Consider the following 12596-nt stretch of genomic DNA (forward strand, 5'->3'; position numbering starts at 1 on the left):
CCGAGCCGACGCCGCAAGGCGAGCAGATGCTCATTCCCGGCGTCCGGCCGATCACCACGCGCGATTGGCTCACCCTCCTGATGGACGCGCCGATGTGTCCGCGCGCGGCGCAAAAGCCGCTCGATATCGGTCTCTTCGATGAAGCCAGCAGAAATCAACTCGACTTGTTCTGACAAGGAGTCTTTCCATGATCCTGATCACCGATCCAATGCGCGCACGACTGCTCGCCAATGGCGCCGCCGACGCCGACACCGACCATTTTCCCGTTGTGAAACTGTTTAATCCCACAGGTGCCGCGACGTGGCTTCTGAGCGAACTCGACGCCGATGGCGACACGCTGTTCGGTCTTTGCGATCTCGGCTTCGGCTTCCCCGAACTCGGCAGCGTCAGTCTGGCCGAGCTTGCATCCGTAAAAGGTCCGCTTGGCCTCGGCATCGAGCGCGACCTGCATTTCCAGGCGCGCTTTCCGCTCTCCGTCTATGCCGAAGCCGCCCGCATTTGCGGCCACATCACCGAGGCCGAGCGACTTCTGCGGCAGGCAGCAGACGCCCTTTCAAAGCCCCATTCCGAGCTTCCGCCCGACACGGCGGAACAGCAGCGCCGATAGGCGCAAAAACCGTCCCGCCGCGCCGGCCTTCGGCCTCTGCGGCGGGACAACCTCAACCAAAGCGAAAGAGAGTAGCCATGCAGCTTGCCCACATCCCCTTGGATCAGCTCAATATTTCCGCGCCCAACATGCGCCATGGAAAACGCGCCCGACATATCCGACATCCTGCCGTCAGTGCGTGTGCGCGGCGTGCTGGTGCCTCTCCTTGTGCGGCCCAACGGCCAGCCGGAAACCTTCGAGATCGTTGCCGGCAGGCGGCGCTATTTCGCCGCGAAATCGCTTGCCGACGAGCGCGGCGAAGGCGATCCCTTGCCCTGCGCCATCATGGAGGACGGTGACGACGCCGATGCGCTGGAAGCCTCGCTGATCGAAAACCTCGCCCGCCTCGATCCTGACGAAGTATCGCAATGGGAGACGTTTTCGCGGGTCGTCAGGCAAGGCCGCACCGTTCCAGACATCGCTGCGACCTTCGGCATCACTGACCTGAAGGTCAAACGCATTCTGGCGCTTGGCGACCTCTTGCCCAAAATCCGCGAAGCCTATCGCCGCGAGGAGATCGACGCCGAGACGGTGCGCCATCTCACCATGGCGTCCAAGGCGCAGCAGAAGGACTGGCTGGCACTCTGTGCCGATCCCGATCAATACGCGCCGCGTGGCTTTCAATTGAAGCAATGGCTGTTCGGCGGCCAGTCGATTTCCACCAAGGTGGCGCTGTTTGCCATCGACGAATGTCCCGGCCTGATCACCTCGGACCTGTTCGGCGAGGACAGCTATTTCGCCGATGCCGACCTGTTCTGGCAAAAGCAGAACGAAGCGATTGCCGCCAGACGCGACACCTATCTCAACGACGGCTGGAGCGAGGTGGTGCTGCTGGAGCCGGGCCAGTATTTCCACCCATGGGACCACGAGAAGACCCGAAGAAGAAGGGCGGCAAGGTCTTCATCGCGGTCACGCATCGCGGCGAGGTCGAGTGTCACGAGGGCTGGCTATCACGCAAGCAAGCCCGCCGCGCCCGCGAGGGCGGCGAGCAAGAAGAAACAGCCGCCAAGCCGCCGCGCCCTGAACTCACCGGCCCGATGCAGAACTATGTCGATCTGCATCGCCATGCCGCCGTGCGCGCGGCCATGCTCGACCATCCCGCCGTGGCGCTGCGCCTCGTGGTGGCGCACGCATCACCGGTTCCGGCCTGTGGCAGGTGCGCCGTGAGCCACAGCGCGCAGTCAACGAGACGGTGACTGCCAGCCTTGCCGGCTGCAAGGCCGAAGCTGCATTCGGCAAAAAGCGGCGCGAGGTGTTGGCCCTGCTCGGATCACCGGATGAGGATGGCGTGGTCGCCGGCGGCAATGGCGACGCCTTTGCTATCGCCGGCGTCTTCGCGCGCCTCTTGGCGCTCTGCGACGACGATGTCATGCGCGTTCTCACCCTTGTCATGGCCGAGACGCTTGCAGCCGGCAGCGCCGTCATCGAGGCGCTCGGCAACGATCTGAATGTCGATATGGGCGCATGGTGGCAACCGGACGACGCCTTCTTCGACCTCTTGCGCGACAAGGAAATCGCCAATTCGATGCTGGCCGAGGTCGGCGGCAAGCTGGTCGCGGATGGCAATGTCGCCGAGAAGGTCAAGACGCAAAAGAAGATCATCCGTGACTTCCTGGCGGGCGAGAATGGCCGCCTCAGGGTCGAGACCTGGCTGCCGCGCTGGATGAAATTCCCCGCCGAAAGCTACACCAGCCGCGGCGGTTTCCGCACCGCCGATCAGTGGACACAAGTGCAGCCGCTGTTCGCGCGCGAATAGTCGATCAGGGCCCGAGCGGCGGTTCTTTCGAGTGCCGCCGCTCAGGTCGCGCGCGCCGCTCCGGGCCGCGCCGGCTGCCGATCGGTCGTCTTGTCGAGCCAGTGCCGCGCGCGAGAAATCCCGGCGCCAACTCGCGCCCATCTCGGCAGCCCTGCACCACGCCGGGTTTGCTTGCCGAGGCGCCAGGCGCATGGGGCCAATTGTCCGATCCGGTTCCCGAGAGAGCCCGCGCAGCCAGCCCCCTACATTGCCGCACGCTCTTGTGCCACCGATCGCGCCACCTGTCTCCATAGTGTCTCAGGACCATTCCCCTGCGGCTGGCTTGACGACCTATGGGCGGATCCGGCCCGCCCGAAACCCTCGCCAGCAGCTTTTTTCCCCGCCGCCTGCGGCGGCTTCCTCGCGCCGCTTCGCTTCAAAAAAGCTGCCCGCTCGGGTCCTCCGCTATCGCTGCGGCCGTCCCGGTTCCGGCGGTCCGGACGCGCCCATCACGGTCCGCCATCGCAGGGGAATGGTCCCCGGCGAGCACCAAAGGAGACTGAAAATGACCGCGATCGGATACGTCACCAAACAGGAAAACGGCGGCTACAAGGGCCAGCTCAAGACGCTCAGCGTGCGCGCCGACATCGACATCGTGCCCAATCAGGCAAAGAGCGCCGACACCCATCCCGACTTCCGGGTGCTGACGCAAGGGGTCGAAGTAGGGGCCGGCTGGATCCGCACCGGCGAGACCTCCGGCAAGGACTATGTGAGCCTGTCGATTGCCGCCCCGGAGTTCGGCCCGCGCAAGCTCTACGCCAATCTCGGCCGCGCCGCCGGCCAGGACGATGACGACACATACGCCATCATCTGGAACCCGGTCGACTGAACCGCCAGCCTCGAGCCCCGCGCCGCCACCGGCGCGGGGCTCTTCTCAAGAAGGGGCGGCGAAAACTCGCCCCCCACTCTTCGCCCGTCCCCGAAACGATCTCGCTCGCCGATCCTCGCCTTCGCTTGTCCGTAGCGAAACGAGGATCATCATGGACGACGAAAACGAACGCGCGGCCCGCGCGAAGAAGGGCAGTCCGTTTCTCAACACCGCGCAGGCCGCCTTCTATATCGGGCTGTCCCAGCGCACGCTGGAGAAGATGCGGCTCAAAGGCGGCGGCCCGCAATTTCGCAAGCACGGCCGCTATGTCCGCTATCACATCGACGAGCTCGACGACTGGTCGAAGGGACGCGCGCAGGAGACCAGGCCCGAGGATGCGGGGCATGATTCCGGCTCGGCCGGTGCGGGAGGCCGCTCATGAGCCGGCGTCCCACTATCCGTCTGATCGGCAGCCATCTGCGGCGCATTCGGGCGCGCAAGACGATCGCCCTGGCCACAATAGGCCTCGGCCTGATCGGCTTCGCCGCTTTCGACAACCCATCGCCCTGGCTGGTCTGGAACGCCTCGGCCAGTGCGCCGGTCGGCCTCTATCGCGTCGCGTCCGGATCACCGGCTCGTGGCGACCTGGTGCTCGTCCGCCCGCCAAAACCGGTCGCCGATCTCGCCGCCGAACGCTTCTATCTGCCCAGCAACGTGCCGCTGGTCAAGCGCCTTGCCGCGCTGCCTGGCGAGCATGTCTGCGCCTTCGGCGACGCCATCATCATCGGCGGCGAGATCGTCGCGCGCCGGCTGGCAACCGACACGCAGCACCGGCCGCTGCCTTGGTGGAATGCCTGCCGCAAGCTCGCCGCCGACGAGTTTTTTCTGCTCGGCAACGATAGAAACCACTCCTTCGACAGCCGCTATTTCGGGCCGGTGCCGGCCGAAAATATTGCCGGGAGGCTCGTGCCGCTATGGACCGAGTAACCCTCCTGATGCTGGGCATGGTCGCGATAGCGCCATGCGCCTGTTCCGCCGCGACCGACGCTCAGCCGGCCGCCATCTCCCGTGGTCCGCAGCTGGCAAGATGGCAGCACTACGTAGCCGAAGCAAGCCGGCGTTTCAGCATTCCACAGCCCTGGATTTATGCCGTCATGGATGCCGAAAGCCGGGGGCAGACAATGCTGGACGGACGGCCGATCGCCTCACACGCCGGCGCCATTGGCCTCATGCAGGTGATGCCCGGCACCTACGACGAGATGCGCGCAGAGCTTGGCCTGGGGGCCGATCCGCACGACCCTCGCGACAACATTCTGGCAGGCACTGCCTATCTGCGCGCCATGTATGACCGCTTCGGCTTTCCCGGCCTGTTTGCCGCCTATAACGCTGGGCCGGACCGCTACGAACAGCATTTGCAGCGTGGGCGACCGCTGCCCAGCGAGACGGTTTCGTATCTGGAAGTGCTCAAGGCGGCGGGGATCTCGGCCGCCGACATGGACGCGTTCACCGGCAAATCCCGTTCCGGAAAAGCGCCGGAAATCCCGTCCGCGCAGTCGCTGTTTTTCCTGCGAGACGGTGTTTCCGCGACCGATCCGAATGGCCAAATTGTGGTGCCGCTCGGATCGGAGCGAGCAAGGTCGGGCCGGCCGGATCGCAGGTGAGGGCAGGGATACCGTGGGTCGGGCCGGGCAGGGAGGCAGGTCCGGGAAGGCAAGATAAAGGCATCGCCTCCTGGAGGCGGCGAAGTCTTTGTCTGCACATCGTTTTTCATGGAGGCTGCCTTCAGCGTCAGGAGAGCTTCTGCCGACAAAGCTCTGATTTTGCTCAAGATTATCAGGAGGCTCAATGCAGGATGAAGAGTTCAAGCCGAGCCTGGGCAAAATCGGATCGCGCGGCTCGAAGGCAGGCAAGCGTTTCGCCGGCCAGATCCGCGCCGCGATCAACCGAGCCGGCGGCGGCAGCGGTCGCCGTGGCCGCTTCATCGGAAGCCGGGCGGGGCGCGGCGGGGCTGCTGCCGCCGTTCTCAGAGCGCGCGACCCCCACGCGGCGTTTCCGCAGCGGCGCGCCGTCGTCAAGGCCCGTATCGTCAAGCTGGCCGGCAAGGGTGTTGACGGGGCACGTGCACACCTTCGCTACCTCCAGCGCGACGGCGTGACCCGCGAAGGCGAGCCTGGCGAGCTCTATAGCGCCGACAGCGACCGCGTCGATGGCAAGGCCTTCATCGATCGTGCCGATGGCGACCGGCATCAGTTCCGCTTCATCGTCGCCCCTGAAGACGGCATCGAGTATGATGACCTGAAGCCGCTCACGCGGCGCCTCATGGCGCAGATGGAAGAAGACCTCGGCACCAGGCTCGACTGGGTTGCCGTCGATCATTTCAACACTGGTCATCCGCATACCCATATTATCGTCCGCGGCAGGGACGACCGCGGCGAAAATCTTGTCATCGCGCGAGACTACATCTCGTCTGGAATCCGTGAACGGGCGGCCGAGCTGGTCAGCCTCGACCTTGGCCCGAGAACGGACCGCGAGATCGAGCAACGCCTGCGCCAGGAAATGGAGCGGGAACGCTTCACCAGCATCGATCGGCAGCTGCTCCGCCTGCGCGACGATGACGGGCATGTCTCACCGGCCAGCCGAGACACGTTTCGCCAGACGCTGCACCAGGGGCGCCTGCGTAAGCTCGAGCGGATGGGTCTGGCTGAGGAAGTCGGCTCGGGCCGCTGGCGCCTTGATGGCGAGCTTGAAGCGACGCTGCGCCGCATCGGCGAGCGGGGCGACATCATCAAGACCATGCACCGCGAACTGACCGGCAAGGGGCTCGCCCGCAGTGTCGCCGACTATGTTGTCCATGATCGTTCTGCAGAGCAGATGCAGCCTGTCGTCGGCCGCATCATTGCGCGCGGCCTGGCCGACGAAATCACTGACCGCCATTACCTCGTCGTCGACGGCGTGGACGGCAAAAGCCACTATGTTGATATCGGCAAAGGCGAGGCCACCCAACCGACGCCAGAGGGCTGCATAGTGCGGGTCACGCCGAGGGACACCGGGCCAAGGCAAGTCGACCGCACAATTGCCGAGATCGCCACGGCCCATGACGGGCGCTACAGCATCGATATCCATCTCAAGCATGACCCGTCGGCCACCGAACGCTTTGCCGAAACGCACGTGCGGCGACTGGAGGCGATCCGCCGGGCGACCGGTGGTGTCGAGCGCGAGCCGGACGGTACATGGATCGTCCCACCGGATCATCTCGACCGTGTGTCTGACTACGAGCGTCAGCGGGCCGGGGCCGAGCCTGTCACGGTTGACAAGCTCTCATCGACGCCGCTGGAACAACAAGTCAGCTTCGACGGCGCCACCTGGATCGACCAGGAGCTCGCATCAGCTCATCCTGAGCCCTTGCGTGGCTCTGGCTTCGGTCGCGAAGTACGTCAGGTCCAGGCCCGTCGACAGCAGTGGCTGATCGCGCAAGGTCTCGCGCATGAAGCGCAGGATCGGATCGTCTATCGCGCCAACATGCTCTCGATCCTGCGTCAACGTGAGCTGAACCGTGTTGCCGGTCAACTGTCTGACGAACTCGGTCTGCCCTATTCTGAAGCCCAGACTGGAGATCGAATAGAAGGCACGCTCCGCCGCTCCGTCGAGCTCGCCGGCGGAAAATACGCTGTCATCGAGAAATCGCGCGAGTTCACGCTGGTACCATGGAGGCCAGTGCTTGATCGGCATATTGGCAAGGAGGTGTCTAGTGTCATGGGTGGGGAGGGGATTTCATGGACCATCGGCCGGCAGAGAAGCGGACCAAGCATTTCGTGACATGGCTACACAACTTCTTTTGCCCGCGTTGAAACGGGTACTCAGTCCGGACGGAGTTCGCCTGCTGGTTGCCCGCGGCATGGAATTGGCGAGGGATAAATGGCTGGTCGTGCAAGACTTATCGTTCGCTCTACAAAAGCGCCGCGATCATCCATCGTGTTCCATGGTTCTGAGCCAAAACCCTCGTGCGCCACCACGGCACTCTTCCCGGTGCCACGGAAGCTGCGCCGACGACGGCGGTGCCGGCCTGGTTGCGCAGGGTTGCCCCCGACCCAAACAGTTGCGGCGCATTGAGGACATTGCAATCACTGCAGGTGCGGCCATCGGCGCGCTCGATGCGATGGTCCGCCAGCTAGAGAGGTGGGCTGGCGCCTGGTGACAGCGCCTAGGGCTTTCGGCGGCCGCGGTACGGTGAGCAGGCTCGCGGCGTCGAGGATGAAGCCGCACTTCGCGATGTTCTTCTGCTCACACGACCGGGAGACGAGGTCGGCCCCACGGGCCGGATGCTCCGGGCGTGAACTGGCAGCCCAGCCCGCTGAGGATCTTCTAACGGGAGAAACCTCGCTGCGGTGGGGAAGATTTCGGTCGACGCCCGCGACGACGAGGCGGTCAGCGACCTGGCCAGACGAGCTCGGCAGCTTTCCGAGCAGCATGGTGACCGGCGCGATCATGGCCGCCGAATGAGATCGCTTCGAACGCACCGTCGGATGCTGGCTCGCCGACGCTTTACTGGCGCAGCGCCTGGGAGGGCAATGCGGTGCCGCTACTGGGCACCGAGGCAGCTTTGGGCATGAGACCCGATCAATCGCGCCGGGCCGCAACGGTCATTGCGGCATCTGGAGTCGAGGCCGGGTCAGACCGGGGGAAAAACTGCTTGTCGCGTAGGAGCCCCGCGTTGCGCGCCGTCGATCTTTCCGCCCAACTCGGCGCCGCGCGGACCGGGGCTTGCCATTGCCCCGAAACTGAGGCCAAGGCGACGGACCCGCCGTGCGTATACCGACGCCCGCCGCGCCGCCGTCGGCGGAAACGAGCGAGCCGTGGACCTCACACAATCTGAGGTGCTGGTGACGATGTGCATCACCTACTTCCATCCGCACTCCTGCCCACGAGCTCACCCGTGCGCCCACGGTGCTGCGAACCCGCCGACGAATATTTGGCAGAAGCCGGAGTGGGCGCTCAGCCCCGACGAGTTTTTTGGCTTTGACCGGCCGGAAGGCGCGACCCGAGCGTCGGGACAAAAAGCCGGGAAGGGGAGGGCACCAGCCCGGTTGAAGCCAAGAGCATGATGATGTGAGGACGATCTGCTGGCAAGAATTTGCGGAGATCGATGCTGTCCTGGCGCGCTCGTCGAAGAGCTGAGCGGCGCCGACGTGGCTGCTCGAAGGGAGAACACTTCACTGCGTGACCGGCCGGACCTGATTGCGATCGTGAGGCGATGAGGACGAAGTTCAATGGAAATATTGCGGCCTTCTAGCCCAGAACAGGCCTGTTCCGCTTGTGTCGTGCTGCGGCCCTCCATCCTCTCCGATTGGGGTGCGACAATCCAGAATGGGATCCGAAGATGCCGTGCGTGAACAGCTCTAGAACCAAAGTGGAAGCAGTAACGGCAGGATATCGGCTGGAGGTCTGATGCTTAATCACAAAACAGTCGGTTCGAAGGGGCGGGACTCGTGCCCAGAAAGGGTAAAGGACCGAGACCTAAGCTTCGATTTCGCCAAAGGCGTACTCATTATCTTGGTGATAGTTGGGCATCTATTGCAATATGTTGTCTATCGAGGCACTGACGCCTTTTGGCTGTCGCCATATTTTAAGTCAATCTACATGTTTCACATGCCTCTCTTTATGGCGATAAGTGGATATCTTTCTTCGGGAGCGATTCTGCGCAAATCGTTCCGTCAAGGCGTCAGTGATCGAGCAATGCAACTAGTATTGCCCATGCTTTTTTGGTGTGCGTTGATTTGGATATCGAAGGCCGCCGCAATGTCTTCGGCGAACAGTTTAACCAGTGGAATGTTGGATTTTTTTAGGGAGTTCATTGGCACATACTGGTTCATCTGGGCAGCTTTCGCGTCCTTCGTCCTTATTAAGTTGCTCACGACTTTCAATGGCTCGTCGGTGTGGATCATAGGCGCATCTGCAATTGCGATCGCGTTCGCGCCCGTCCCGTGGTCAATAACCCCGTTGGTACGATACACATACCCGTTCTTTTGTTTGGGGTTCTTGTTGCGCAGCCGATCGGATGGCAGGCAGCTAGCATCAGGCGCCACAAGGCGATTTTTGTGGTGTTACTTTCGATGGCTGCGTTCATGTGCTTTCTTGTTTGGGGAAAGGAGACGTACGTCTACAACAATCTCGTTTTGATCTACGATGCACAGTCGGCCAAACAAGTGTTGCTGATGTTCGCTGGCTCGGTAGCAACTTCTGCAGTGGCGATGCAGCTTATATTCCTATGCTGGAGAGTTGGCTATTCAACTCGCGTAGCTCGCTTTGTCGCGGTGGAGCTTGGTCAGAGCACACTGCTGCTTTACCTGCTTCAGGGTGCCGTGTTTCGCTTCATGGATCTCATACCGTTCGGAGAACTTTGGGATCTCACGAGCAGAATCGAGTTCGCCACTTTGCTTGGTGCGCGATTGCTGTCACAGCGACGACAATTCGCAGGATTGTGCGCCACCTTGGATATGTGTCGCGGAGCTATGCTTAATTTATGATGTGACTGCCGACAGTTGGCATTGAAGTCATTGGCGAGCCATGCCGGCGTGGCATTCCCCTCACGGATCACTTGATCCGCCGCCCGAAGTAAGGCGTGCCTGTAGGCCGGGATCGGTCCCGAATGCTCGTAGGACGGCAATTCGCTCGGGAGCCGGATCAGATTTGAAGCTCCGCGACCGTCTGGCGCCGACGGCAGCCAATAGAAGCGCGTCTGACCGATCGTCGCGTACATCTCCAGAAGCCCGCTAGCAGGTTGTGACCATTGCTATGGCAATGCAGCAGTCCTGGATGGCTGCATCAAATCCACGCGCGCGCTGAAGCATCGTGAAAAATTCATGGAATATTTCGGCTGATAGAAATGAGCCGATTCAATTTCGATCGATCAATCAGCGCCCTTCTCGGGGCTGTCGGTCCGCGTCGCGCCTGACGGCGGCGCTATGCTGGTGCTCCTACGGCCGCCCTGTTGAACCGCTTTCTCCAGCACCGAACTGAATTGGTCCCGCTGGCGGACATTTCGATGCTTCCGCCTTGTAGGCCTTCTTTGTTGCGGCCGGCTCTGCGGCACGGCTGAGCCCACGTGAACGTGCTTGGCGGCACGTTTTCTGAGGGAGGGAAAGAGGCGCGCGGCCCTCTCCCTGCAAGCCGCCGATGGCGGATTCCTCCGTCTGCCCGCTTCGCTCCGTGCAGACCGGGGAGATCCCTCCGCCCCCTTGCTCGCCGCTGCTCGCCACGATGCAGGGGGACAGGCGACCTGAACCCGTGCCCAAGCCGATCTGATGGCAGAGGCGGTGGGGCTGGACATTGCCCGTGGTGGACGTACGTGCCACACAAATCCTCATGCTCGCCTAACCGGCCGCAACGTATGGCAATCCGGGCAGTCCCGACGAAAGATGGAGTAGGTCTCGGCCATTCCCGTGTCCGAACCCAGAAAAGTTACTGGTTTCCTTACGGGCGCGATACAAAGGGCACAGGCTGGACTTGGCTGCCGGGGGCGGGGCTTGTCGACCGCTCGATCGAAAGTGAGAGACGAGGAGGAGAATCACCGACCTGCAGAGCGGCAAGGCGCTCCCCTACCTCCCTGTCAGTCACCGTTAGCCGATGGTTTAGACGAAGATAGTCCGTCCATGTCGGCGTGCGGAATGTCTCGGTCCAAAGAGTCGAGTTCTGAAGATCGCGCTGGAGAGTCCAGTCCCGCGCACCGGCACGGCTCTGAACGCGCCGCCTTTCGCGCATGCAGCTCAGAAATTCCTCGATATTCTCCTCGGGTATCGAGTACTCCACCTTGATCACGATCGGGCCGCTCCTGGGCTTCAAATCGAGGGCCAGTTCTGGTGGCCTGAAGTCGAAGGCTCCTTGATCCGATTCCTCCCATAGCCGTACCGGCAATAGCTTTCCCACGGCTGCAACCAGCAACAGCGCCGCTGCAGCACCTTCCAAAGCCCACGTCAGGGAATAGTACTGCGCGACAGCACCCCAGATCCAGCTGCCCGCTGCCATGCCGCCGTAGGTCAGGGCGTAATAGATCGACAGGGTGCGACCAACGACCCACCTTGGGCTTGCCAACTGCACACACACGTCGGTTCCGGTCCAGGTGACAACCCAGCCTGCGCCAGCGATTGCAAGCGCGATCGCTGCTACAGCCACCGATGATGTGAGAGCCAGTAAAAGGCAACACGTTGCGCAAGCAACGGATGCGAGCGTGATCAATCGATTTTGGGACGTGATGCGTCGCAAGTAGCTATTGCCAATGCCCGCGATGAAGGCGCCTGTGCCGAAGCCGGCTAACAGGACGCCGTAAACAATTGGCCCCCCCGCCAGTTGGTCGCGAACCACGAGGGGGAGCAGAGCAAGGATCGAGATGCTTGACAGCCCGAACAGGGTTGCGCGCACGATCGCCACTCTGATCTCCGAGGAGATTGCCGTGAAGCGCATGCCATCATGAATGGCCGTCGTCATCCGCTCGCGCGGAAGAGGCGAAGAGCGAACTTGCCACTTGGAGCGCAGCACAGCGCTCAACGGGACCAGGTCGGTCAGCGCAGCGAAGGCGAAAGCCGTAAGGGGGCCCAGCAAAGCCAAAATTACACCGCCCAGCGCCGGTCCTATACTCCGAACCACGTTGTACCCCACCGACATCAGCGTCACTGCAGCGGGTATGTCGCGCTTTTCCAGGATGTCGCCGACCGAGGCGTGCCAGGCTGGATCATTCAAGGCAAAGCCGCATCCCGCCAAGAAACTCAGTCCCAAGATCAGCCATGGACTGACAAAGCCCAGTCCAACAGAGAGAGCCAGCGCCGTGGATGCCAGTGCGATCAGGCAATGTCCGGCAAGCATCACGCCGCGGCGGCTGAAGCTGTCTGCAATCGCTCCAGCAAGGATCGACAAGAAGAAGGCGGGCAGTGTCGATGCAGCCTGCACGAGCGCAACCATCAGATCGGAGGCTGAAATCGTTGCCATAAGCCAGCTTATAGCCACGCTCTGCACCAGCCAGCCAAGGCTGGATATCTGCGTGGCTGTCCAGATCGAACGAAAGACCGGATTCTGAAGAGGGATCAGTGTGTTTGCCGCAAAGGGCGGGGAATCTTGACGCCGCATGACTTCTCACCTCCACCACGTAGTTCTTTCGCTCACTCACTTGCTGACAGCGGTGCGCTTACGCACAGCTGCGTCACAACCAAGTTCCGATATCGCGCTCGCAACAAAGTAGATGTCGCATCCACGGTGCTGATGCGCGATGAGTGTGCCAGTTGGGCGTCAGCTGGTCTGGGTCGCGCAGCCCGACGGGGTGCGGTCTGCCCTGCGACTCTTGGCCTTGGACGGTGCTA

General features: G+C 62.4%; 10 protein-coding genes and 3 pseudogenes. 11 read left to right on the forward strand and 2 right to left on the reverse strand.

Going from position 1 to position 12596, the window contains the following annotated elements:
- Positions 1–26 precede the first annotated feature (26 nt).
- From NKI63_RS27095 to nolL, 11 genes and pseudogenes are all read left to right on the forward strand, one after another.
- Positions 27–173 (forward strand): hypothetical protein, encoded by a 147-nt coding sequence (locus tag NKI63_RS27095; protein WP_023722031.1) that lies wholly within the window; start codon positions 27–29, stop codon positions 171–173.
- 14 nt (positions 174–187) lie between these two features.
- Complete coding sequence (locus tag NKI63_RS27100) at positions 188–607, forward strand: DUF2958 domain-containing protein (RefSeq protein WP_352823939.1); 420 nt, start codon at positions 188–190, stop codon at positions 605–607.
- Positions 608–742: 135 nt separating this feature from the next.
- The gene (locus NKI63_RS27105; RefSeq protein WP_352823940.1) at positions 743–1813 is read left to right on the forward strand and encodes a ParB/RepB/Spo0J family partition protein; all 1071 of its coding nucleotides are present in this window, start codon (positions 743–745) and stop codon (positions 1811–1813) included.
- Positions 1803–2402, forward strand: coding sequence for a hypothetical protein (locus tag NKI63_RS27110; protein ID WP_352823941.1), 600 nt, complete (start codon positions 1803–1805; stop codon positions 2400–2402). Before NKI63_RS27105 ends, NKI63_RS27110 begins: the two co-directional genes overlap by 11 nt.
- Before the next feature lie 544 nt (positions 2403–2946).
- The gene (locus tag NKI63_RS27115) at positions 2947–3270 is read left to right on the forward strand and encodes a DUF736 domain-containing protein (RefSeq protein ID WP_023672372.1); all 324 of its coding nucleotides are present in this window, start codon (positions 2947–2949) and stop codon (positions 3268–3270) included.
- 151 nt (positions 3271–3421) lie between these two features.
- The gene (locus NKI63_RS27120) at positions 3422–3691 is read left to right on the forward strand and encodes a helix-turn-helix transcriptional regulator (protein ID WP_352823942.1); all 270 of its coding nucleotides are present in this window, start codon (positions 3422–3424) and stop codon (positions 3689–3691) included.
- A complete protein-coding gene (lepB, locus tag NKI63_RS27125) occupies positions 3688–4236 on the forward strand; it encodes a signal peptidase I (protein ID WP_352516175.1) in 549 nt (182 codons plus the stop codon). Before NKI63_RS27120 ends, lepB begins: the two co-directional genes overlap by 4 nt.
- The gene (locus tag NKI63_RS27130; RefSeq protein WP_352823943.1) at positions 4224–4910 is read left to right on the forward strand and encodes a lytic transglycosylase domain-containing protein; all 687 of its coding nucleotides are present in this window, start codon (positions 4224–4226) and stop codon (positions 4908–4910) included. Before lepB ends, NKI63_RS27130 begins: the two co-directional genes overlap by 13 nt.
- 184 nt (positions 4911–5094) lie before the next feature.
- Complete coding sequence (gene rlxS, locus NKI63_RS27135; protein WP_352823944.1) at positions 5095–7065, forward strand: relaxase/mobilization nuclease RlxS; 1971 nt, start codon at positions 5095–5097, stop codon at positions 7063–7065.
- Positions 7066–8045: 980 nt separating this feature from the next.
- Positions 8046–8159: pseudogene (locus NKI63_RS27140) on the forward strand (SMC-Scp complex subunit ScpB); the annotation flags it as partial.
- Positions 8160–8694: 535 nt separating this feature from the next.
- A pseudogene (gene nolL, locus NKI63_RS27145) lies at positions 8695–9766 on the forward strand (nodulation factor fucose acetyltransferase NolL).
- 9 nt (positions 9767–9775) lie between these two features.
- On the opposite strand, the pseudogene NKI63_RS27150 reads toward nolL, so the two are convergent.
- Together NKI63_RS27150 and NKI63_RS27155 are read right to left on the reverse strand one after the other, a co-directional pair.
- Positions 9776–10015 (reverse strand): annotated as a pseudogene (locus tag NKI63_RS27150) (hypothetical protein); the annotation flags it as partial.
- 704 nt (positions 10016–10719) lie between these two features.
- The gene (locus tag NKI63_RS27155; protein ID WP_352508099.1) at positions 10720–12366 is read right to left on the reverse strand and encodes an MFS transporter; all 1647 of its coding nucleotides are present in this window, start codon (positions 12364–12366) and stop codon (positions 10720–10722) included.
- Positions 12367–12596: the final 230 nt, after the last annotated feature.

This window comes from Mesorhizobium sp. M0410, from assembly GCF_040321435.1.
Lineage (GTDB): Bacteria > Pseudomonadota > Alphaproteobacteria > Rhizobiales > Rhizobiaceae > Mesorhizobium.

Excerpts from the sequence above, each read along its gene's own strand:
- NKI63_RS27100 (WP_352823939.1), top strand. The coding sequence starts at position 188 with ATGATCCTGATCACCGATCCAATGCGCGCACGACTGCTCGCCAATGGC.
- NKI63_RS27155 (WP_352508099.1), bottom strand. The coding sequence starts at position 12,366 with ATGCGGCGTCAAGATTCCCCGCCCTTTGCGGCAAACACACTGATCCCT.
- lepB (WP_352516175.1), top strand. The coding sequence starts at position 3,688 with ATGAGCCGGCGTCCCACTATCCGTCTGATCGGCAGCCATCTGCGGCGC.
- NKI63_RS27115 (WP_023672372.1), top strand. The coding sequence starts at position 2,947 with ATGACCGCGATCGGATACGTCACCAAACAGGAAAACGGCGGCTACAAG.
- NKI63_RS27130 (WP_352823943.1), top strand. The coding sequence starts at position 4,224 with ATGGACCGAGTAACCCTCCTGATGCTGGGCATGGTCGCGATAGCGCCA.
- NKI63_RS27120 (WP_352823942.1), top strand. The coding sequence starts at position 3,422 with ATGGACGACGAAAACGAACGCGCGGCCCGCGCGAAGAAGGGCAGTCCG.
- NKI63_RS27105 (WP_352823940.1), top strand. The coding sequence starts at position 743 with ATGGAAAACGCGCCCGACATATCCGACATCCTGCCGTCAGTGCGTGTG.
- NKI63_RS27095 (WP_023722031.1), top strand. The coding sequence starts at position 27 with ATGCTCATTCCCGGCGTCCGGCCGATCACCACGCGCGATTGGCTCACC.
- rlxS (WP_352823944.1), top strand. The coding sequence starts at position 5,095 with ATGCAGGATGAAGAGTTCAAGCCGAGCCTGGGCAAAATCGGATCGCGC.